Source organism: Boudabousia marimammalium, assembly GCF_001936115.1.
GTDB lineage: Bacteria > Actinomycetota > Actinomycetes > Actinomycetales > Actinomycetaceae > Boudabousia > Boudabousia marimammalium.
In genome coordinates this window covers 243,063-264,564 of sequence record NZ_MPDM01000002.1, presented here as the reverse complement: position 1 = coordinate 264,564, position 21,502 = coordinate 243,063, and the positions used below count along the sequence as shown (strand labels likewise).

Annotated in this window: 20 protein-coding genes; 18 read left to right on the top strand and 2 right to left on the bottom strand. The window is 49.1% G+C overall.

Annotated elements, in window-relative coordinates:
* Positions 1 to 38: 38 nt before the first annotated feature.
* Genes BM477_RS02750 through BM477_RS02740 form a run of 3 tightly spaced genes read left to right on the top strand, consistent with a single transcriptional unit; the run spans position 39 to position 4,517 of the window.
* Positions 39 to 3,452: a DEAD/DEAH box helicase family protein gene (locus BM477_RS02750; RefSeq protein ID WP_075361139.1), complete on the top strand. Its 3,414-nt coding sequence runs from the start codon at positions 39 to 41 to the stop codon at positions 3,450 to 3,452.
* Between the two features lie 32 nt (positions 3,453 to 3,484).
* The gene (locus BM477_RS02745) at positions 3,485 to 4,246 is read left to right on the top strand and encodes a hypothetical protein (RefSeq protein WP_222842267.1); all 762 of its coding nucleotides are present in this window, start codon (positions 3,485 to 3,487) and stop codon (positions 4,244 to 4,246) included.
* Positions 4,247 to 4,271: 25 nt separating this feature from the next.
* Entirely contained in the window at positions 4,272 to 4,517 is a 246-nt protein-coding gene (locus tag BM477_RS02740) for a TfoX/Sxy family protein (protein ID WP_425425737.1), read from the top strand.
* Positions 4,518 to 4,867: 350 nt separating this feature from the next.
* Here the strand turns inward: BM477_RS02740 and BM477_RS02735 are convergent, their stop codons facing one another.
* A complete protein-coding gene (locus BM477_RS02735) occupies positions 4,868 to 5,974 on the bottom strand; it encodes a hypothetical protein (RefSeq protein ID WP_143230181.1) in 1,107 nt (368 codons plus the stop codon).
* Positions 5,975 to 6,289: 315 nt separating this feature from the next.
* Between BM477_RS02735 and BM477_RS02730 the strand changes: the two genes are divergently transcribed.
* The 6 genes from BM477_RS02730 to BM477_RS02705 all read left to right on the top strand — a co-directional run bounded on the left by BM477_RS02730 (position 6,290) and on the right by BM477_RS02705 (position 13,268).
* Complete coding sequence (locus BM477_RS02730; protein WP_075361137.1) at positions 6,290 to 6,514, top strand: hypothetical protein; 225 nt, start codon at positions 6,290 to 6,292, stop codon at positions 6,512 to 6,514.
* 242 nt (positions 6,515 to 6,756) lie between these two features.
* Positions 6,757 to 8,724, top strand: coding sequence for a DUF2075 domain-containing protein (locus BM477_RS02725; protein ID WP_075361136.1), 1,968 nt, complete (start codon positions 6,757 to 6,759; stop codon positions 8,722 to 8,724).
* 69 nt (positions 8,725 to 8,793) lie between these two features.
* Entirely contained in the window at positions 8,794 to 11,139 is a 2,346-nt protein-coding gene (locus BM477_RS02720) for a hypothetical protein (protein ID WP_075361135.1), read from the top strand.
* Positions 11,140 to 11,197: 58 nt separating this feature from the next.
* Positions 11,198 to 11,725, top strand: coding sequence for a type IV toxin-antitoxin system AbiEi family antitoxin domain-containing protein (locus BM477_RS02715; RefSeq protein ID WP_075361134.1), 528 nt, complete (start codon positions 11,198 to 11,200; stop codon positions 11,723 to 11,725).
* A complete protein-coding gene (locus BM477_RS02710; RefSeq protein ID WP_075361133.1) occupies positions 11,722 to 12,546 on the top strand; it encodes a nucleotidyl transferase AbiEii/AbiGii toxin family protein in 825 nt (274 codons plus the stop codon). Before BM477_RS02715 ends, BM477_RS02710 begins: the two co-directional genes overlap by 4 nt.
* Positions 12,547 to 12,725: 179 nt before the next feature.
* Positions 12,726 to 13,268, top strand: a complete 543-nt coding sequence (locus BM477_RS02705; RefSeq protein ID WP_075361132.1) for a DUF1697 domain-containing protein — start codon at positions 12,726 to 12,728, stop codon at positions 13,266 to 13,268.
* A 7-nt stretch (positions 13,269 to 13,275) separates the two neighbouring features.
* Here the strand turns inward: BM477_RS02705 and BM477_RS08275 are convergent, their stop codons facing one another.
* Positions 13,276 to 13,464, bottom strand: coding sequence for a hypothetical protein (locus tag BM477_RS08275; protein WP_158024341.1), 189 nt, complete (start codon positions 13,462 to 13,464; stop codon positions 13,276 to 13,278).
* A 262-nt stretch (positions 13,465 to 13,726) separates the two neighbouring features.
* Between BM477_RS08275 and BM477_RS02695 the strand changes: the two genes are divergently transcribed.
* The 9 genes from BM477_RS02695 to BM477_RS02655 all read left to right on the top strand — a co-directional run bounded on the left by BM477_RS02695 (position 13,727) and on the right by BM477_RS02655 (position 21,409).
* On the top strand, positions 13,727 to 15,178 hold the full coding sequence (locus BM477_RS02695; RefSeq protein ID WP_187337392.1) for a pyridoxal phosphate-dependent decarboxylase family protein: 1,452 nt from the start codon (positions 13,727 to 13,729) through the stop codon (positions 15,176 to 15,178).
* Positions 15,179 to 15,438: 260 nt separating this feature from the next.
* On the top strand, positions 15,439 to 15,681 hold the full coding sequence (locus BM477_RS02690) for a hypothetical protein (protein ID WP_075361130.1): 243 nt from the start codon (positions 15,439 to 15,441) through the stop codon (positions 15,679 to 15,681).
* Between the two features lie 316 nt (positions 15,682 to 15,997).
* Positions 15,998 to 16,225 (top strand): response regulator, encoded by a 228-nt coding sequence (locus BM477_RS08615; RefSeq protein ID WP_425425736.1) that lies wholly within the window; start codon positions 15,998 to 16,000, stop codon positions 16,223 to 16,225.
* A 20-nt stretch (positions 16,226 to 16,245) separates the two neighbouring features.
* The gene (locus BM477_RS08345) at positions 16,246 to 16,650 is read left to right on the top strand and encodes a hypothetical protein (protein WP_245792826.1); all 405 of its coding nucleotides are present in this window, start codon (positions 16,246 to 16,248) and stop codon (positions 16,648 to 16,650) included.
* The gene (locus BM477_RS02675; RefSeq protein ID WP_245792824.1) at positions 16,595 to 16,861 is read left to right on the top strand and encodes an ATP-binding protein; all 267 of its coding nucleotides are present in this window, start codon (positions 16,595 to 16,597) and stop codon (positions 16,859 to 16,861) included. Before BM477_RS08345 ends, BM477_RS02675 begins: the two co-directional genes overlap by 56 nt.
* A 90-nt stretch (positions 16,862 to 16,951) precedes the next feature.
* On the top strand, positions 16,952 to 17,578 hold the full coding sequence (locus BM477_RS02670) for a nitroreductase family protein (protein WP_075361126.1): 627 nt from the start codon (positions 16,952 to 16,954) through the stop codon (positions 17,576 to 17,578).
* A gap of 173 nt (positions 17,579 to 17,751) precedes the next feature.
* Entirely contained in the window at positions 17,752 to 19,587 is a 1,836-nt protein-coding gene (locus BM477_RS02665; RefSeq protein WP_075361125.1) for a glycerophosphodiester phosphodiesterase family protein, read from the top strand.
* 10 nt (positions 19,588 to 19,597) lie between these two features.
* Complete coding sequence (locus tag BM477_RS02660; RefSeq protein WP_075361124.1) at positions 19,598 to 20,476, top strand: CPBP family intramembrane glutamic endopeptidase; 879 nt, start codon at positions 19,598 to 19,600, stop codon at positions 20,474 to 20,476.
* Positions 20,477 to 20,494: 18 nt separating this feature from the next.
* The gene (locus BM477_RS02655; protein ID WP_075361123.1) at positions 20,495 to 21,409 is read left to right on the top strand and encodes a TatD family hydrolase; all 915 of its coding nucleotides are present in this window, start codon (positions 20,495 to 20,497) and stop codon (positions 21,407 to 21,409) included.
* Positions 21,410 to 21,502 lie beyond the last annotated feature (93 nt).

Genomic DNA, 21,502 nt, shown 5'->3' with positions numbered 1-21,502 from the left:
GCCTAAAGACCACTCTGCTGTAGTAAAGGATGAAGCTCGTGGTAAAGCGCAATGAAGCCAAATTGAATAGACCAACTAGCGTTTCAGCACCTCTAATCACCCGCTATTTCCATGATGTGCAAAAGCGCGCCTGCTTACCTGAGCAGACATTTAGTGCGCGTACGCCTTTTCTCCAGCTTGCTTTTTCAGAACTACAAAAAGGTATTCTTCCGCCAGAGATAACTAAAGAAATCTTTAAAAAGGATAATAAATCCAGTAGCCGTAGCCTTATCGTCTCGCTGGTGACGGTAGAGCGCAATGATATGAAGTCTGGGCTGCTGCTTGTTCCTTGTACTGTGGACAAAAAGGGAGTTCTCTCTGGCAGCCCTGCTGACGGTGAACCCTGGATTCCGGCGCAGTGGTTGGAGTATCCCGGGAACACCAATTTCACTATTGGTACGCTTGCTGATTTCTGGAGCTTTCGCGTCAGCACTGGAGTGTCTCAAGCCTCCCGGGTAGATACTTGGGCAGATTATCTTTCCTATGCGATTTCGTTGTTTGAAAGTGTCGTGGGGAAGAAACTGGGCGACTGGGAGGAGTCGTTCGATGCCGATTCGACTTTGAGTGTAAGTTCTGAAACCTGCTATCTCATTGTTGGTGAGAACATTATCGCGAATAAGGCGATTGTTGAGTTATATTCTGTTCTCGAAAAGGTGTTAGCGGCTCACCCAGTTCCGTTATATGAGAAACTCGTTTCGGTTCAAGACTTTACGCAGAGAATAGACACTGCTCTATCCGATCAGGAGACGCATGTTGAAAGCATGCTGAAGTCGTGCGCAAATATGGGAAGCAAGTTTCCGCTGACACCATCGCAACGCACTGCGCTCCACGGGTTCTTGGCTGATGACGAGGGCGATGTCACCGCAGTTAGTGGACCGCCGGGCACCGGGAAAACTACGATGCTTCAAGCGGTAGTTGCGAACCTTGTAACACGGCATGCGCTGCGTGGAGCTGATGCTCCACTGATATTGTGTACGTCAACCAATAATCAAGCGGTTACGAATATTATCGATTCGTTTAGCTCAGTAGGTACGCAAGAGGCGGGCGGGGTAGATGCTCGTTGGCTACCAGATGCAGCCGTTTCTGGTGGTTTACGTCCCCTGCATGGCTTGGCTACTTACTGTCCGTCCGTTTCAAAGTATGAGACAGCTAAAAAACTTGGTTACCTCGTTGACAGTGTGAAAAAAGCTGGCGTGTACACGGATTATTCGACCTTGGAATACACCAAATTAGCTATTGCATATTTTCAAAGACAAGCGTCAGCATATCTTCGATTCGGCCCAATGGAGGCAGCGGCCAGTGTTGCGGCTATTCAGCGGAAACTCAGGCAGCAACTAGCGAATATTGACTACCGTCGTCGTCAACTTATCATGAGTTTCAAAGACTATATAGAAACCCCCAACCCTGCCCAGGTGAAAGCCCAAGAAGAAGAACGCAACACCAAAGCAAAAGAATGTGAAGAATACCAGCAGGCCATACGCCGTTGGCAGGCAATAAAAGACTCTAAGCAAAGCTTTTTGAAGAGGATTTTTCGGCGTTCTGAACCGGAAGACTTAGTGATCGCTGCAAACAAGCAACTTGGTGAAACGTTCCCGCCGGAAGTGCGAACACTTGCTGGCGTCCTCGACTTCTATCTCCAGGCACTGTCCCAATGCGAGCGTCAATGGCGCGAAGCTGATAACAGTTACGAAAATCTGCTAGCCCTCGTATCTCGGGGGAGGAAAGCTGGTCAAGAACTGGAGAATATCATAGATGAGCTTTGCGCCGAGGGCGTCATAACTGCTGAACATGGTCAGAAGTTTCGTAGCCTTCAATCTCTTCATGAACTCGATGAGCTTCTTGATGTGACGCTGCGGTATCGCGAGTTTTGGTTAGCTGTGCACTATTATGAAGCAACCTGGTTGCGCACAGCAGAGAGTAATTCGTTTGTTCCAGAAGATGATAGGTGGCAAACCACCGAAAGGGTAATGGACAGATACTGGCCACAGGCTTGTGCGTTAACTCCGTGTTTCGTGATGACTGCGTACCAAGTGCCGAGATATTTCTCTTTATGGGCGGGTAAACTGGCTCAACCCCAGTACAGTTTTTCTCGCGCAGATCTGCTCATTGTTGATGAAGCCGGGCAGATAGATACCTCGATTGGTGCTTCAGCCTTCGCCTTCGCTAAGCGTGCCGTTGTTGTGGGGGATGAACGCCAGCTCTCTCCGATCTGGAATATTGATCCTATCAATGATGAAAGGCTTGCTACCGGCGAGGAACACCCCACTGGTGGCGCGCCGGAGCTGAACGGTGTGGAATCGTATTGGGAGACCATGAAGAGGTGTGGTTTAACTGCCTCACAGCCGTCCTCAGTAATGAGAGCAGCCAGTCACGCGGGCAATTGGGCTTATTTAGGATCGTCTGGGCAGCCGTACCCAGGCTTGTTCTTGTCCGAACATTTCCGGTGCCATGCTGGGATTATTGGATTCTGTAACGAACTTATTTATGACGGGAAACTTGTGCCCAGTCGCCCCGACAAAGGCTATCAGCTTGCCGATAAGGTTTCTAACCCGTTCTTGTTTTATCTAGTTCCGGGCACGCAGGACCAAACTGTTGGTTCGAGCCGGGTGAATCAACAGGAGGCCGAAGCCGTAGCCAGATGGATCCGAGACAACTATGAGTTTTTCAAGACACGGTACTGCGGCGAGGATGACGAAGGCGATGCCCGAGTGAGTGAGAAAGCTGTTATCGGTGTCGTTACGCCGTTTGCTGCGCAAGCAGCCCGTATCAGACGTGCCTTACATAAGAGCTGCCCAGATATTGCCCGCAACATTACCGTTGGCACCGCGCATAGTCTCCAGGGTGCAGAACGGCCGGTCATCGTCTTTTCATCGGTTTATGGGGAAACCAGTGAGCGGGCAGCATTTATTGATAATACGTTGGAATTGATGAATGTCGCGGTGTCGCGGGCGAAGGATTTATTCGTGGTCGTTGGCTGCCAAGCACGTTGGCAGGACCAAGGTAGAGTATTTAGTCTAGTGCGCAAATATGCTCAAGTGCCGATTGTTTCTCCTTTTGTTTTTAGCGACGCGCAAGACGCCCTCGGCGATAGGCAAGACACCCTCGGCGACAGCCAAGATGCCCTTGGGGGAGACCAACTTTACGAAAAATCCTACTGGACTGAACAAGGTTATAAGCTCGCTGGGGCTATGTTGAAAGATTGGGGTAGCACTACGAGCGCTAAAGAGCTCAATGCCTCACTGATTGAGGCCGGTTACCTGACCCGTGATGACGCCGGAATGCTATCTCCAACGAGTCGTGGAGCTGAAGTAGGCATTGCAGCATATCTAGGAAAGTCTCGCGATGGTGAAACCTTCGTCAATGTTTGCTATTCGCCGCAGGCTCAAGAGCTGATTCGAGAGTTGTATGGCTAAGGATTGTTCAGCAAGAAGACGTTCGCGAGGTTGTGGCGGGACTGTCGCCTTTCCCTGAGGATGTGTTTGTTCAGGAACAGCCTTGGCTCGCCAATTATTTTCTGCCGTTGATCTCTATCGATTTGGGTCTGTTGCAAGAGGAGTTGCGTGGCACTGTTGTGCATATGTTGAATCCCTTCGAGCCCCATGACGGTTTGATTGGAGAGGGGACTGAGGAGTTCCATACCGAGTTTTGTGGTGAGAACTGGTTGGCTTTCGAGTTGACCGCAGATAACAGGTACCGGTTTTTAGCTAGCGAAGACTATTTCGTTTCCTCACCTACCCATGGGGACGAGGATGAAGACATGGTTGAAGTCATTGAAAAGATGAAAGCTACCTATCAGCGTAGTCGTGAGCGTTTCCAAGCGACTGGGCAGCTGCTGCCTTGGCAGGAAGATAATCCGCAGGCTTTCCTGGATGGTTTCGGTGGGGAAATCTGGTATGGAAACTGGTCTGAGACAGCTCCTGTGCCGCCTGCTTTCAAACTGACAATAGATCCTGCGGACGGCCTGCCTAACGATGGGATTTCCCTGTCCTATCAGGGCAGAGAGTTTCTGTATGTGGGCGAGGTTGCCGGCTACAACTACTGCGGTAGCGGAGCCGACGCTATCTTGCTGTTCTTCGACCCCAAGACAGAATCGTGTTATTTACCTATGATTGGTCGTAAGTATTACAGTACAGTTATAGGTTTTGTGGGTGAGAACAATAGCGTCAGAACGAGAATATTTGGAGTTCATCTTAGAGCAACTATCTGAGCTGGAATCAATAACCTATCGGTCCATGATGGGTGAGTTTATTATCTATTATCGTGGCAAAATCATTGGCGGCATTTATGACAATAGATTTTTGCTTAAGGCCGTAGACTCTGCAAAAGAATACCTGCCAAACCATCGATACGAGTTACCTTACGAGGGTGCCAAAAAGATGCTTTTGATAGAGGAACTGGACAATAAGGAATTTCTAGCTGGTCTACTTAACGCAATGTACGATGATCTACCTGCCCCCAAACCAAAGAGAAAGAAGTAATTATTTCCAGTGTTGCGAAATGTCCGTTTGAGTCAGAATCTAAGCCGTGGCAGATCCGGTCTCTTTGAGTTCCCGGGTCTTTTCCAACTTGCAAATAATTTGTTCTGGAGTGTGCTTCGTAAACTTCTTCACTATTCATCTATTCTCCCCACCCAAAAAGTGAGGCGCCAATAGCCAACCCTCAAACCACCAGAACCTAAAAACCTAGAACACTCCATCGGCCCCGGCAACAACACTCCTCGAATCGTTCAATAGAAGGGGTAAACAGCCATACCGGGATTGTGCAACTAACAAACTTGTCATGTCGTAAAACTGCAAGAATATGGGCTCCTAAATAAAGTAACGGGCATCTAGGAAATTGTATGTTCAGACCGTAATGGATTGTCAATATCATCATTTGCAGCATCGATGCTCAAGCGTGATTTAAAATCCTCATGTAGGAAGTAAATTGCGCTTGCGATAAAGATTATTCCAACCGATATGAGTAAACCACCTTCGCTCATGATGGAGGCACTTCCACATTTACGGAAAAAGTCTTCTATGAAAGTATATGACGGCTCTTGGGAGACTATAGCTTCTGGTGTACATTTTATCGAGGTTTTAGCATGTTCGACGATAGAGCTATTAAAGATTTCTCGCGGTGTGAGCTTAAATTTAGGGAATCTCATTACGGCCCATAGTAGTAGATATGACGCTAACGGCATAATCAGCCGTCGCCAAATAATGCTGTCATATTTATCCCATAAGGTGAAAACGCTTATACATAACCCAACGGAAAAGAATAGGAATGCACCATACGAAGGAAATGTGATAAAGGCTTCCGGTTTTATTTGAAGATTTGGCTTGTCTGTATAGTGAAATCGTGCGGTAATGGGCATTAGCGTCGCACTTATCAAGCCCAAAAGAGTCCCGTATCCAACAAAGCGGGCAACTGTAGTGAAGCTTCCTTTTATGTTCATTTTAAACTTTAAGTTATCGCTGAAAATTCCCATACTGAATGCAAGGGCAACTAAACAAAAAAGCCAAGTAGCGAGAATTGGGATAATGGAAAGAAAATTGTAAGTAACAATTAGGGTGATGAAGGAGTTGCCTGTATTGTTTTCGCTTTGGGATATTAAGGTAGGGGCACTAAGCGCAGCAATGGCTCCTGGGACGATAATAGCGGCCAGATAAAATTTGAGGAATTTTTTCCACTCTTCTTCTTGTTCGTTATTTATGATTTCTTTATAGCCAGATATAGTAGACTTCGCTATGCTATTGAATATTTCTGTAATATTTTTCCAAGTACTGTGAAAAAAGTGTTGAATAAGTTGTCTTATGGGTAAACAACCAAACTTTTTCTCCAGTTTTTTAATGATTAGGCCAAAGGCTGTGCTAAAGATGCCTGTTAGGAACAATACTGTTGCTGTTATTGAGAGGAAATCAGGAGTGAGTAAACAGGTATCTAACTTCTGCAAAAAGATTCGGATTGCAAAGGCTGTGATGATGCTTACTGCGCCACTGAGTAAACTTTTTTCAAAGTAGTGGAACTCTGCTTGCGGATTTTCAAAATTGCAAGGGTAACAGCGATAAGGAGTAGGATTAACTCTCTCAATATAGATATTCCTTTAAATGGTGCATAGATGTCAAAGATGTACTTTCAGCTTATAATACCAAAATGAGCTTCTTAGCCGTTGCTATCTATTGTTGCTGATTTTATTTCGTACTACATGAAAACGGTCTGGTGGAGTGTCCTAGGTTTTAGGGCTAGGTGATTTGAGTGTTGTTCATTGGTGTCTCGCTCTTTGGGTGGGGAGAACTCGCTGGCTTTTGTGCTGACGATTGATCCGGTGGAGGGGCTACCTAATGACAGGATTTCACTTTCCCATCAGGGCAGAGAGTTCTTGGATGTGGGTGAGGTTGCCGGCTACAACTATTGCGGCAGCGGGGCCGACGCTATTTTGCTGTTCTTCGAGCCTAAGAGCCGGATCGTGTTGTTCACCTATGATTGGTCGTAGGATAGCTTTGCTTGCTGGTTTGTTTGATTTGGTGGGTGATCGGCAAGCTGTACCCGAACTGCTATAAAGAAGCAATCTCTTCTGGTTTTGTGTGGAGAGTTTTGGCGAGGCTTGGGATACGTCTGCTGCTATGGGATTAGACTAGTAACGATAAGGTGATTCGCTTGGGGCCTAGTTTTCAATAAATACGGCCGTTCAAGCGGATCTAATGTTTTAAAGATAAGCAACTTTGGGAGCAGCTTGTGCGAAGGGCATATTATTCTCACTACGTAGATAAGTTTATCGGTTCAGAAAAACACGCGATCTTCGGAGAGATTATTCAGAACGATCAATCTAGTGCAGGGGATTTGCAAAAGAACGCCTGGCAAGAGCAGATCAGGCTACTGAAAGAAGCTTTGTCGTCACTACCCGGTGGGTACTTGTTGTTTGAGTACACGATTCCCCGAATTGGTAAAAGGATCGATAACGTGCTGATCTATGGTGGGGTTGTGTTTTTGCTGGAGTTCAAGGTGGGAGCAACGCAGTATACCCGTGAAGCATTGGACCAGGTTATTGACTATGCTTTGGATCTTAAGGATTTCCATGAGGAAAGCCATAATCTTATACTTTCTCCAATCCTAATCTGTACTGGCGCGAGTTCATCCATGACCAGTCAAAAATCCGTCCCCCAGAATATCGATAACATCATTGAGGTATACCGCTCAAACGGTCAAGACCTGTCCAGCTATATAAAAAGAGTTGTAGAACACTACGGTGGCAGGCATATTGATCCGCAGCAGTGGGTGGGATCTGCATACAAGCCGACGCCAACAATTGTCGAGGCCGCGAAGGTGCTATACAACGGGCACCATGTGGAGGATATCGCACGTAGCGATGCAAATGCGAAGAACCTCAATCAAACCGCAGCTATTGTGAACAGGATTATCGATCACAGTAAACGTGAGGGAAGGAAATCAATCTGTTTCATAACAGGCGTTCCGGGCGCAGGGAAAACACTGGCAGGCCTTAATCTTGCGATTCAGAGACAAAATGTTGACGAGAACGAACACGCGGTTTTCCTTTCTGGGAATGGTCCCCTAGTTGCCGTTTTGCAAGAAGCCTTAGCAAGGGACGACCATGAACGTAATGATATTCGAAAGAAAGAAGCTGATAGAAAGGCAAAGGAGTTCATTCAGCTCATACATCATTTCCGTGATGATGCATTGTCCACAGAGAAAGCTCCAACAGAAAAAGTTGTAATCTTTGATGAAGCTCAACGTGCCTGGGATCAGCCAAAGCTTGCACAGTTTATGAAAGAGAAAAAGAACCATCCGAATTTTGATATTTCGGAACCTGAGTTTTTGATCAGCATATTAGATAGGCACCTGGACTGGGCCACTATTGTCTGTCTAGTTGGCGGTGGGCAAGAAATAAACAGCGGTGAATCAGCCGGCATATCAGGCTGGTTCGATGCGATTAGGCATAGTTTCAGGGATTGGGATGTCTATATTTCAGACAAGATAACTGATGAAGAGTATTCGAAAGGTGAACCGCTAGAGCAACTCATTGAAGGAATTAACTGCAACATCGAAAAAGATTTGCACTTAGGAGTTTCTCTTCGCTCATACCGGAGCGAAAAGGTTTCAACATTTGTGAAGCACTTGCTGGACTGCGATGTTGAAGCAGCTAGCGAGCTTCACGCAGGATTTGCGGATAAATTCCCGATTTTGGTTACCCGGAATATAGAAACTGCTCGGAAATGGGTAAAGAGCAAAGCCAAAGGTAGTCAACGCTACGGGATGATAGCAAGTTCACGCGCACTCCGCCTACGTAGAGAAGGTATTTGGGTAAAAAGCAAAGTCAGTGCTCCAGTCTGGTTTCTTAATGCCAAAGAGGACGTTAGATCGTCATGCCATTTGGAAGAAGCGGCAACAGAGTTTGATGTCCAAGGACTCGAACTAGACTGGACCATCGTCGGTTGGGATGCCGATTTAAGAATGGTGGACGGCAAATTCTCATATTACGCTTTCAAAGGTACAAAATGGCAGAATGTTAGGAAAGCTGAAGACATCTTGTATCTTAAGAACTCTTATCGAGTTCTCTTAACTAGAGCACGTCAAGGCATGGTGATTTTTGTTCCCACAGGTAGCGATGATGACCCTACCGCGCCACCGGAATACTACGATGGAATATACGAGTATCTGAAAAAGATAGGTATAGAAGAAATATAGGGGACATGTATCCTTTTTATACTGCCAGTTAGTATTGTAGCTCTGAGAAACTAGTCAATGGAGGCCAGCGTGGGCAAAGAAATTGTAGCGAAGCAAATCAATCTTCCAGAGCTATCTACCCGGCTGCCTGATATTGTTTGGGGCGGCTCGCGCTTCCAGTTTGAGGTTGTTGAGACGCCCTCGGCAATAGACACCTTCGAATTTCAGGCAGATTTCGATCCCAGTGTCGCAAAAGCTGACAGAAGTGATTGCCTCGTTGCTGTCTCCAGCGGAATGCTGACCGGGATTTTAAATATCTTTCTGCAAAAGAAATTCAACCTTGAAAATGCGCACAACTGGGGCAGGGAAAAAGTCGGCAGTTTCGTAACTGAAGCAGCGAAACTGGATGCAAAACGCACCGGAAAAGGCTCCAGAATTACTAGCCTTGAGCAGGCAATCAGGTACCTGGAGAAAGAATACCCGATGTCCTCCGACAAGCTAACCGCAGATTTTGGGGGAGGACTACAACATCACCTCCGCGATTTCACGCACCACCCGACAGCACTTGGCCTGGTCTTCTCCATCCTGTCCCAGTTCACGCAAAAAGGATACGGGACCAACACAGCAGGCAAGTTCGCTGTCTTCGAGATGTCTGCTGGAGTCGCTGGTGCAGAAGCTCAACTTATCGGAGAAACCTTCGGGGAAAAAATCTTATTAGGCACCTTTAACTGGGCCATGCACTTGGTTAGCGACATGGCAGGATCTAGCTCTAACCCGGGTGAAGGTACAGGGATCCCCGGCCCACTCCTGAGCACGCTCAAAGAACTATCCTCGCTACCTTTATTTAAAAACATTAACCTGAAACATGGGGATGATAAGATTGCGTTCTCACAATGGGTGTCGAAGCTCTTTAACGGAACCATGTTCAAAACTTCGGATGGAAAACCACTCCGATTCGATTTGCGAACAGAACTGGGTCTATTCGCTCAGGCAACCAGCCAACTTAAAGCCGTCGCAATCAATGAAGCAATCGTGCGAGCCTTCTACATGATTACCAGGCTCAAAGATGAGATTGAGCGTAAGAACGTCCGTAGCATCTCAGATTTGAAACTCTTGGACCCTCAAGCCTTCATGCCACACAAGAGCCGGGCGCTCACCCGGATGCTCACCATTGCCAGCAGCACATTTGTGGGCACAAACATGACAACCGCCGCTGTTCAAGCAGCAGTGGAAACCGGTGGAAGCCCTGCCGCTGTTGGCGATTTCTTCCTCAGAATCAATTATGTTGGGGTAGTCAGGATGGGGGTAGCTATCTATCAAGACTCTGACTATCTTAAAGGTGATATCGGCGAGTTCTGGGTAAATCACTTCAAACACCGCGACCCGGAAAGCGAAGAAATCAAGGTGCTGTATGTAGACGAAGTACCCGTCACTGAACCCAGCGTGATTGAACTAAGCCAAGATAGCCGCCGCATTGTTACCGCGTTGCAGGTTGCCGCTATTGAGCATGACTGCTGGTCGGCCAGCTCCCTAGATGAGGTCGCTTTGAAGCAACAGTGGAAACAAGAATGGCTGCAAGCGATGCAGGACGTTAAACAGATTGAAGCCCGCCCCGCCCTCGCCGAGAAGATCGCCTACCAGCAGCTGCAGAACCTATCTGATAGCGAGGAAGACCGACTTCAAGCGCTGCTGATTGCGCAAGAACTAAATGCCTTCAACCCCTACGCTCCGCTCAACTCCGAAAACGATAAAGAATACAAGAAACTCAAAATCGGGTCCGACTATATCCAAGACGTATTCCTAGCTAGCCAAACAAAGATCAGTAAAGACACCATTGAGGAGCTGAAACACTCATACTCTTCATCCCGACGGGCACTCTTAGGGACAACCAAGAAGATTGTGGGTGGAGTCGCACTCACCGGTTTGGGGGCAATAGTGACAGGGGGAGCAGGATTACTGTTCGCGCCTGAACTTGCCGTGCTCCTGTTTGGTGGCTCTTTCGCTGGACTCAGCGGCGCAGCATTAACTAGCGCTAGTCTGGCCGCAGCCGGTGGTGGGGCCCTCGCCGCAGGTGGCTTAGGGATGGCCGGCGGTACCGCAGTTATCGCTGGTGGGGCGGGCGCCCTCGGCCTCGCTGGTTCTGGGGCGTTATCCCTACTCGCCTTGTACGGGGATGACTCTGTGGAGATCACTCGGGAGTATTGTGCTAGGGTCCTGGCCTTGTCAAAGGCAGCTATGACTGAGCCATATCAGCTTTGTTTCGTGCCCCGCACAGCGCGGATACAGATAATGCAAAAACTAGACCTCATCAGTGAGCTAATTGAGCAGGCTGAAGCTGACGAAGAAAATGAGCATAAGAAGGCGCTAAAGAGTCTGAAAGCGATTCGTAAGGATCTCAAAACCTGTCTTTCGAAGCTAGATAGGTTTGTGTGCTAGACAAGCAGAACAATCTAGGTGACAGTCAAAAATAGTGTGAAAATGCTATACTTTTGACATGAAGAAGATTGACTCAATCTATGATGCCGTCGACGAATTCGGCTTAATCACTTCCTTTGAAGCGCGACGCCTTGGCGTTTCTAACGCTGAGATGGTTCAATTCTCTAGGAGGGGCAAGTTGGCGCGGGTTGCTCGTGGGGTATATCAAATGCCGGTTTGGCCTTTTCAATCGTCTTTACCTTTTGCTATTGCAGTAAAGTCGGTTGGTGTTGACGCCTATCTATATGGGGAATCGGTGATTGCTCTATTGGGATTAGTGCCGACAGATCCGACGAAAATGTGGGTTGCTTCCACTAGCAGAGTTAGACGCCAGGTCGGAACCGGAATACAAATTGTGGATAGAAAACCTCTACCCGAACGGACTTGCTACGATGGGGTTCCGGCACAACCAATCCGGGAAGCTGTTGTAACTGCGGTCGCAACTTTGGGGAGAGAAAGGGCTTTACAAGCTGCCTTAGTTGCACAAGAGCAAGGATATCTTTCCAAAGATGAGGCGGCTTCTTTAAAACAGGAGATAGGCGAATGAGTCAGAAACCACGGAGTTTGCGTCATCTCGACAATGCGATAAGACGTATGTGCGCTAATCAAAGCGCCGATTATGTTGAGATTAGAACGATGATGGCAAACGCGATCGTTGCAACTATGCTGCCTGACGGTGTGGTTAAAGGAGGGACTGCCATAAAGATGAGGTTTGGCGATAGAGCCACTAGATTCACGACTGATTTAGATACTGCCGCTACCTCAGATGTGAAAACATATATTGAGTCCTTAAGCGCGACCTTATATCAGGGCTGGGAGGGGTTTACGGGACGAGTATTGCAACGTGAGCCGCCATCGCCGCACGGAATTCCGAGAGACTACGTAATGAGGCCACATGATGTGAAGATCTCCTACATGGGTAAACCTTGGTGCACTGTTCCCTTTGAGGTTGGGCACAACGAGATCGGTGACGCGGACGAAGCCAATTGGCAAACTCCAGGTCACATAGCTCGGGCTTTTACTGCTGTTGGTTTGCCAGTTCCTAGGGAAGTCCCGTTGATGCCGTTGACGCATCAGGTTGCTCAGAAGATTCATGCTCTTAGTGGAAACACAGACAGGGTTAGAGATCTCGTTGATTTGCAGATTATCGACAGTAACGCTGAAGTTGAGCTAGAGGAACTTAGGGATGTATGTGAGCGTCTTTTCGCGTACAGGAAAGCGCAAGTGTGGCCGCCACTAATAACAGCCCACGAGGACTGGGAAGTGCCCTATGTGGAATATGCTTCTTCGCTTCCGGTGAGGCAGAGTCTTCAGGAGGCGGTGGACTGGGTGAACGGATTAATCGAACGGATAGCTTCATCATCCTAAGGTCGGCTGTTAAGAGAAATTCCTATGTTTGCCTCACCGATGACGGCTTTCGCAGTAGCGTAATCTGGCAGGCTGACAACGTTTTGTAAATAGCTCTCGACACTTGCCAGTTACGTGCCTGGCATAGATGTCTAAGCTTGAGGTTTGTCATATGATTTTAGGAAACGAGGGGTGAATCCATGACGGAAACTAAGATAGCGATTCTGCGCGGAATCAATTTGGGCGCCACACGAAAGATTTTGATGCAAGATTTGAGATCTTTGTGTGAAGGCTTGGGCTGGACTGAGGTGCGAACCTATATTCAAAGCGGAAATATTATTTTTACTTCGCATGATGAGCTCTCTGACCTGGAAGATACTCTGGAACAAGCCATCTTGGAGAAGTACGGTTTCGAGGTCCCGGTGATTGTTCGAGACGCTGCAGAGTTTACTGAATCCTGTTCACGTAATCCGCTTCTTGAGCTGACTGATGACCATGGTCATTTATATTTGACGACGCTTAAGACTGAACCTGACCAAGAGAACATTGCCGAGGTCTTGGCTGCTGATACCGGTGATGACAGGTTAGCTATTGCAGGCCGGTACATTTTTGTGTACGCGAAGGGCAGCTATCACCAAACCAAGCTGACTAACACCTTCTTTGAAAGAAAACTCAAAGTCGCCTGCACAACCCGAAATTGGAAGACAACGCTGAAACTAATCGAACTCAGCGCTAAGAGCTAGGCTTCACCTAGTGCAGGTCAGAGGAATCATCCTCATCCTCGTCTTCGCTGTCTTTGGTTAGCCCGATTACAAGGAAGGGTACTCCTGAAACCGACACCAATATACCCGGAAAGTAGTTACTAAATAGCAATGCGGTCGAGGGGCCAAAAATAATCAGGAAAATTCCAATCACTAAGAAAGCCTGCTTTTTCCCCATTTTTCTTTGTCCTGCCGCTTGGTTCTGATTGCCCATCCTTAAGATAATCAAAAGGCCGAGTAGGAGCAAGTTCCGCGAAAACCTGCCCTGTACTTTGTCGAAGACTTTGACGAAACTAGGACAGTTGAGGAAATGAAATAAAGGAACGATAATGAATGCGTGGGCGTTCACATGTCGGAGCCATGAGGTTCCTCTAAGAGAACGCCCCCAAAATAGGGTATTGCACGCAATCGATAAAGCTAAAGAAAATGGGAGGGAAAGAATGGTTGACGAAGATTCAACACGGAACGAAGAAGTGGCAGGCACCCCTGTTGCGCAACCCGATGAGAGTCAAATAGCGGAAATCGCAAGCCAGTTTATCCACAAAATTTTCAACGATTACGAACAAAACGACTTCAACCCCTTAAAAGGCTTCAAAAATCGTCAGGAAGTACGCAAGAAAGTTGAAATCTCACCTATTGGGGAAACCGGCTCAAACTTGGAAGACGCTATCAAAGAAGAAATCGAACTACTGGAACGTGACGCTAATCTGCGCCATCCCCGCTACTACGGTTTCATTCCCGGCCCTGCACAAGCTGTCTCTTGGCTGGGAGATCTTATCTCAACCGCATACAACTCTCATGCCGGAGGGTGGCATCTTGCTCCTGGGGTTAGTGCAATGGAAAAAGAGGTTATCAACTGGGCTCTCGGCTTAGTTGGATACGATACTAACCCTCGTGCCGGAGGAATCCTATCCTCCGGTGGGACCATGGCGGGGCTCACTGCTCTCACCGCTGCTCGTGACGCCAAGGTTGGCCTTAGGGATATCTCAAAAGCTACTGTCTACCTCACTGATCAAACCCACACCGCTAACCACAAATGTCTGCACTTAATCGGGATCCCCGAAGAAAACTGGCGCTACATAAAAACCGATAACTTCGCTATGGTTGCCAGCGACCTTGAAACTCAAATCGAAAAGGATAAAGCTGCCGGCCTCATCCCCTTCGTTGTTATTGGCACCTGCGGAACTACCAACACCGGAGCAATTGACCCCCTCGATGAAATCGCCAAAATCTGCGAAGCCCAAGACCTCTGGTTTCACGTAGATGCAGCCTACGGTGGATCGGTAGTCCTCTCCGAATACAAGCATCTCGCCAAAGGAATCGAAAAGTCAGACTCTATCGCTTGGGATGGACACAAATGGTTGTTCCAAATTTACGGAGTCGCTTTCTGCCTTGTGAAGGATCTCAGAAACCTTCTACGAACCTACAGTGTCGGCGGTGAATACCTGCAAGATGTTAAAGATAGCGACCAATACCCGAATTGGTGGGACCTAGGCCCGGAACTCACCCGTCCGCCCCGCGGACCTCGACTCTGGCTTACCCTGAAAACTTTGGGCAGCGCGAAACTAAGCAAAATGATTAACTCTTCAATCAAATACGCGGAATGGCTTGAGACCCAAATCGTCGAATCTGAACGCCTAGAGCTAGTGTCAAAAGCGAGCCTTGCCATCGTCACATTCAGGGTCAAAGCCGAAACCGATAAGGAAAGCGCTAAGCGAAACATTGCGCTCGCGGAACGGCTTAGAAGAGATAATGTGGCAGGCATCTTCACTACGGAACTTGACCACAAAAACGCGCTTCGAATCATCACTATCAGCCCGGAGGAAACCCTTGACGATATTAAAGATATGTTCGCCAGCATCAACCAAATCATGGACGAGCTCGGGTACTAATCAAACACAGAGTTGTCCTCAGGGAGCTTCTAAAATCTAAACCAAAAGCGAAATAGTGCCGTTTTAGGTTCGTTTAAGGTTCACCCCCCTAGATTAGAAAGTAAGCAAGAAATCAAACCCGCTTGATTGCAAAACTTGAAACTATCTAGGAGAAGAAAATGAGCGTACTAAGCGCACTAGCGATGGTAGCGATCATTGCTGGACCTTCCGGCAATAACCTAGAAACGCCCACCCCTGAGCCCACTCCGGTTGTTATGTAGGTGACCAGCCTAGAAGAGTACAAGTCTCACTGTGACCGCGACCTCCGTCATGAAAGGCGCCGCGTCGCGGACCGTCAGGAAGTAGAAGCCTCACAGGAAAACCCGTCAGGACTACTACCTGGAGATATTCGTTCCGTGCCCGGAGCTAATAAACGCGGACCTGAAAAACATGTCAAAGACATGGAGCGTAACACCACCCGCAACCGTGCTGAAAGCGGTGAACGCCCCGGTCAAGACCACTGAGGGCAGAATGGTCCCCGTGAGCATCGCGGGCAAGATGGTCACCGTGGCCAAGAAGGGCCTCGCAACCACGACCGCGGCCGGCGCGGAGCCGAACAGAACAGCAACCGCCCCAGCCCTGAGCAAACAGCGCAGCGTCAAGCCAGCCCCGAAAACCGCTAAAGTGTGATGTGATTGTAGATATGAGATTCCTGTACGCAGAAGACGAAAAAGGGCTGAGCGACGCCATCAGCCAGATTCTAGCTAAGAACAACTATTCTGTGGACAGTGTCTACGACGGGTAAGATGCCCTTAACTATCTGGCAGTTACCGACTAAACATCATCATTCTCGACATTATGATGCCGAAACTCAGCGGGCTGGAAGTCCTCAAAAGCGTCCGAAAACAAGGCAGAACCACGCCTGTCCTGCTGTTGACCGCGAAATCTCAGATGCAGGACAAAGCGGAGGGCCTCGGCCTGGGGGCTGACGACTATCTGGCGAAGCCGTTCGCTGCGCCGGAACTGCTTGCCCGGACATCAAAGCCACGTGCTGGAAGCCGTCAGTGACATTGCGGCAGGGGACAGGGGTGAGGGCGTCCACAAAAACTACCGTTTCCATAAGGACACCGCCGGGCAAAAATCTATCTGGTCAGCATGAGTCGTTGGGCCGCATTAAGGCGGCTTCGCAGCGGCTCAACTTCTTGATTAACGACATGATGACGTTGGTGAAACTGGATGAGGGGCAGCCCCTTGCGGCCGCTGATTTTGACCTCACCGAGGTTGCGGAAGAAATCGCGGACCATTACGTGCAGCTGCTTGCCGCACAGGGTGGCGCCTTGCAGGTCAAGGTGGAACCGGGCCTGGTTGCGCATGGGGACGAGGGGGAGTACCTCAATCTTGACTATTTTGCTGGCCAACCTCAGCAAATACGCTACCGTGAACACGGAATCCCAGCTGACAGTGAGCAAGCGCGGGAGGCGGGTCATCATTGAAACCCGTAATCATGCGGACGGGCTGGAAGAACGCTCCTACAGTGAGATTTTTGACCGCTTCACCAGACTTGATGAGCACCGCAACGCCGCCACCGGCGGCAACGGAATCGGCCTCGCCATTTTGCAGTCAATAGTGGAAAAATATCGGGGCAAGGCCGCGGCCAGCAGTGATGGGGAACAGCTCAGCATCAAAGTTGAGCTACCCGCGTAGCCTGACCGCTCAGAGCCGCTAGCTGACGGGGGAATCCAAGACTATAATGTGTGGTGATTAAAACCCACGATTCCTTTAGTAAAGAGAACCATGATTAACGATAGTTTTACAGATGTTGTGCTAAATCGTGCCTCAGTGAAGGTCTTCGATGAAACCGTGAAGATTCCCCGCGAAGAAATGCTGGAGATCATTAACCAGACGGCGAAAGCTCCCTCCTCAGTGAACCTGCAGCCGTGGCGTTTCGTCATTGTGGAAAGCGAAGAAGGGAAGAATATTTTGCGGCCGCTGGTGCGCAAAAATATTCGCCAAAACGACACCTCCGCCGCCATGATCGTGATTTTTGGAGATTTACGCTCCTATGAGAATGCGGAAACTATCTACAGCCGGGCCGTTGAGAAAGGCTACATGACGCCAGAGTTCAAAGCCGAGAAGATGGCTTTCTTCATGCCGAAATATGAGAACGCCACCCCACGTGAGATTGCGGACAAAGCCCTGCTGGACTCCAGTCTTGCCGCAATGCAGCTGATGCTGGTCGCGCGCGCTCACGGCTACGACACCAACGCTATTGGCGGATTCGAAAAAGACCAGATTGCGCAAGCGCTGGGCCTGGATCCGGAACGGTACCTGCCCGTCCTGATTGTTGCGATCGGGAAAGCCAACTATCAGCCGCACGACACCGTTAGGCTAGCAGCCGAAGAAATCACCACCTTCAAATAAGGAATCCGGCAGCTAAACCAGAGCGTCGCCTAGCTATACGACTACATGCTTACCATTAGATGAGGCTAAACAGCCGCCAAAATAGTAGAAGTAACCTTAAACGAACAGCTTCTGGTAGGGTAAGGTTGCTTGCCCCGAGGGTTAATCTGGACCAGAAATGATGTGAATAATAGATGAGCGACCAGCAAAAAACCAACCAGATCGCGATCAATGGCCGCACCCTATGGCTGTATGCAAAATATCAGCTCATCTCAAAACTTCTGGTTACTGGGCTCATTCTGCCGCTTTTTAACATGATGATGCAGGCGCTAGTTCATGCCAGTGGCCGCACTAATATTTCCAGTGGCGACTATCAGGGTTTCCTTTTTAGTCTGTACGGTTTGCCCGTAATCTTGGTCGGCGCAGTCATGCTGATTTTTATTTTCGCCATCGATATCAACACTTTCATTATTGTTAGTTCCCTTGTGCAAGAGCGTAAATTCAATATGAAGATGCGAAATATCTTGTGGGCTTCACTCAAATCGGCGAAGCATTTCTTCTCCCCGATTGGTGTTTTCTTAGTTATCTATACGGCCCTAGTGTTGCCGCTGATTGGTTTGGGTATCAGTCTGGGCCCATTCTCCCAGTTCCAGATTCCGAACTTTATCACCTCAGTCATCTTCAAGCAGCCGCTGTACTATGCAGGCTATGTTGCCGCCCTAGTGGTGCTGTCCTTGCTGGCAGTGATTTACATTTTCACCGTCCATTTCATTTTGATTGACGGGCGAAGCGAATTGCAGGCTCTGCGCAGTTCACGCCAACTCATGCGGAAACACTGGAAGGCCTTCTTCCCGAAATATATTTGGGCAATCATTAAAATCGCCCTGATTTTCCTTAGTATCGCAGCAATTCTAGGAGCAATCCTGGCCGGCCTGTCCTACGCTCTGAGCTATAGCTTCATGGGTGTTAAAGGTGCCACCGCGCTACTTTTGCTTTCCGGTGTTGAACTTTTCGGATTCTTCGCTTTCGTGTCCGTTCCCATCCTGATTGGGGACTTGACCAAACTGTTCTACCAGTTCAATCAGCAAGATGGCCGTGAGATTCAGCTTCAGATTAACACCCAAGCTACAGCTCTCACCGGCGAAGAGCTGGTGCAAAAGATTCGTTTCAAAACCAAGGCCGAGGTCGTGGGCGTGCTGGTCCTAATCACCGCTTTCAACCTGACCGTGGCGACCATCATGCAAACCTATTTCACGGAAATCTTCCTCACGGGTAAGAAAATTGAACTGGTCGCACACCGTGGCGGCGGGGATCTGGGAGCGGAAAACACCATCCAAGGCATCCAAAAAGCCATCGATCAGGGCGTTGCATGGACTGAGATTGATGTGCAACGCACCAAAGATAATCAGTACATTATCAACCACGACAAGGACTTCGCTAGAGTCACCGGGGTCGCTAAAAAACCCGGCGAAATGACCCTAGCAGAAATCAAAGAACTTCAGGTCAAAAATGAGTTCTACCCCGATCAGCCGGCGCAGCCGGTCCCCACTTTCACGGAAATCCTAGACGCCTCCAAAGGCAAGATTGGTGTGTTCGTAGAGCTCAAGGGAGAAAGCGCTGACGAGAAAATGGTGGATGAAGTCGTTGCTCTCATCAAAGACAAGAACATGCTAGATGAGTGTGTGATTCTCTCCCTCGACTACAAAATCATTGAATACACTGCGCTCCGCCACCCCGAAATCAAGACCGGATTCCTTTACTTCTTCTCATCAGGTGACTTGAAAGACCTTAAGGGCGACTACCTCATCATGGAAGAGCGTGAAGCCACCGGAGAGAACATTGATGAGATTCACGCTGCCGGCAAGAAAGCCGTAGTCTGGACCGTCAACACGGAAGAGTCAATCCAGCAGTTCATCCGCTCAAGCGTGGATGGCATCATTACTGACCACCCGACCGCGATAAGAGATGCTTTACAGCAGCTAGATAAACGTAGCCCGCTAGAAATCGTTGCCGACTTCATTATTGGTTAAACTTTCAATCATGTATCAGCAACTTGAAGACGCGATTCCCTACCGTGACAGCAAACATTTGCTATGGATTCCCTTAGGTGTGCTACTACTAATTTTGATTGGTGTCTCAGTACCAATTGAGATTGTGCTGTTCCTGATTCCAACCGGCGACCCCAATCAACGGCTTACTTTAAGCCGGCTGATTGCCCAGATCCTCATAGTCATGGTGGCCCTATACCTGATTCGTAGAATCAGCAAAGTCACCCCCCAAAATTTGGGTTTTACCAAAAACCAGGTCATCACAGGCGCTCTTGCCGGCTCTTTCGCTGGTTTTCTTGCAATCAGTGCAGTCGCTTTCCTGATTTGGTTGCTGGGTGGCGTTTCCGTCAGCAGCAACTTCCAATCCTCCCAGCTTCCGGCTTTGCTGCTGGGGCTTGGTTTCTTCCTTGTGCAAGGGCCCTTTGAGGAAATCTTGTTCCGCGGGTATCTGATGCCGCATTTTTCTAAAGCGAAAGGAATTCTGTTTAGCTTTGTTGTCTCCAGTTTGATGTTCGCTTTGCTGCACGGTCTGAACCCCGGCATCACCGTTGTTCCCGCAATCAACCTAGTTTTGGCGGGACTTGTGTTCGCCTCGATTTTCTATAACTGGGGTAGCCTGTGGATTGCTGGCTTCGCGCACGCCGTCTGGAACTTCTCTCAGGGCCTCATCTATGGTTCACTCGTGTCAGGTTTGACCATGCAGGGTAGCGTGCTCACCTCAGTGCCGATTCCGGGTAAAGATTTCATCTCCGGCGGCAACTTTGGTTTCGAGGGCTCCCTCGTCACCTCCGCTCTGGGTGTTATCTTGATTGTCATCTTCGGTATGATGGCAAAGAAGAAGCATAATGCCGGGGAGCTTGCCGCTTCCTAAAACATAGAGGAGATGTAAATGGGTAAGAAGAAACGTCGCATGTGGCCGGAAGTCCCTGAGGCGCTTCCTTACCCGGTTCCCGATAACCACACGCATCTGCCTTTACATCCGGGTGAGATTCCCAGTCCCGAGGGTGTGCGCCCTTCCCTGCAGCAGCAGTTGCAATGGGCGCGCGAGGTTAATATTCCGAAAGTGATTACTTCAGCTTGTGAGGTCATGGACCTCAATCCCGCCCTCGAACTGGCTGAAGCGCACCCAGATCAGGTGAGAGTCTCTGTCGCGATTCACCCCAATGAGGCGGCGCTCCATGCGGGCTTCACAGAGAAAAGCCCGGATGGCTTAGAGCCGAAACTTGAGGAATACCACTCAATGTCGCTAGATTCAGCCATCGGCGCAGTCTGTGACGCGGCTGCCCATCCGCTCTGCGTCGCTATCGGGGAGACCGGCTTGGATTATTTCCGGACCGCGGAGCCTGGGCGGGAAGCACAGAAGCAGGCTTTCGCTGCTCACTGTGAAATCGCGAAAGCCCTCGATAAGCCGATGCAGATTCATGACCGTGACGCTCATGCAGACACGATTAGCTTGCTGAAAACTGTGGGAGCCCCAGAGAGAACCGTTTTCCACTGCTACTCGGGGGATAGTGAGATGGCGCAGATTCTCAAGGAAAACGGCTGGTATGCTTCCTTCGCTGGCCCGATCACCTATAAGGCGAATCAGGGTTTGCGTGATGCCCTCGCTGTCTTGCCGAGGGAGCTAGTCCTAGTGGAAACGGATGCGCCCTACCTGACGCCAGAACCACATCGGGGCAGCCCGAACGGCAGCTACGTAATGGCTCACACTGTCAGGTTCATTGCCCAACAGTGGGAGATGCCTCTTGAGGACGCTTGCCGTCAGCTGGCGGAGAACACTTACCGCGTCTACGGGAAATGGTGACTCACCTCTCTGAAATTAGCGGATTTTTCTTGAAAACTGGTGTGCGATACGCCATGATAGCTCGCGTTTTAGGGGAACTTGCATAAGAATAGG